The following is a 728-nucleotide window of genomic DNA, read 5'->3' on the forward strand; positions in this document are numbered from 1 at the left end:
GCCGTCAAGGCGCCGGGCTTCGGTGATCGCCGCAAGGCCATGCTGGAAGACATCGCCATCCTCACCGGTGGCCAGGTCATTTCCGAAGACCTCGGCATCAAGCTCGAGAATGTTGGCCTCAACATGCTCGGCCGCGCTAAGAAGGTGTCGATCTCCAAGGAGAACACCACCATCGTCGACGGTGCCGGCAAGAAGGCCGAGATCCAGGGCCGCGTCGCCCAGATCAAGCAGCAGATCGAGGAGACCACCTCGGACTACGACAAGGAGAAGCTGCAGGAACGTCTCGCCAAGCTGGCGGGCGGCGTTGCCGTCATCCGCGTCGGCGGTGCGACCGAGATCGAAGTCAAGGAAAAGAAGGACCGCGTCGAGGACGCCCTCAACGCGACCCGCGCGGCCGTCGAAGAAGGCATCGTTGCTGGTGGTGGCGTTGCGCTGCTGCGCGCTTCGGCCAACATCAAGGCCACCGGCGTCAATGCCGACCAGGCCGCCGGCATCAACATCGTGCGTCGTGCGCTGCAGGCTCCGGCCCGCCAGATCGCGGCCAACGCCGGTGCGGAAGCATCGATCGTTGCCGGCAAGATCCTTGAGAACAAGGGCGCGACCTTCGGCTACAACGCCCAGACCGGCGAATATGGCGACATGATCGCCATGGGTATCGTCGATCCGGTCAAGGTTGTCCGTACGGCTCTCCAGGACGCGGCCTCGGTCGCCGGCCTGCTGGTCACCAC

At 64.7% G+C, this 728-nt stretch carries 1 protein-coding gene; it reads left to right on the forward strand.

Annotated elements, in window-relative coordinates; genetic code table 11:
* Positions 1-728: chaperonin GroEL (groEL, locus tag EOB59_RS35015; protein WP_128290314.1), on the forward strand; the 728-nt coding region annotated here is incomplete at both ends.

It is taken from the genome of Mesorhizobium sp. M7A.F.Ca.MR.176.00.0.0 (genome assembly GCF_004023165.1).
In the GTDB taxonomy this organism is placed as follows: domain Bacteria; phylum Pseudomonadota; class Alphaproteobacteria; order Rhizobiales; family Rhizobiaceae; genus Mesorhizobium.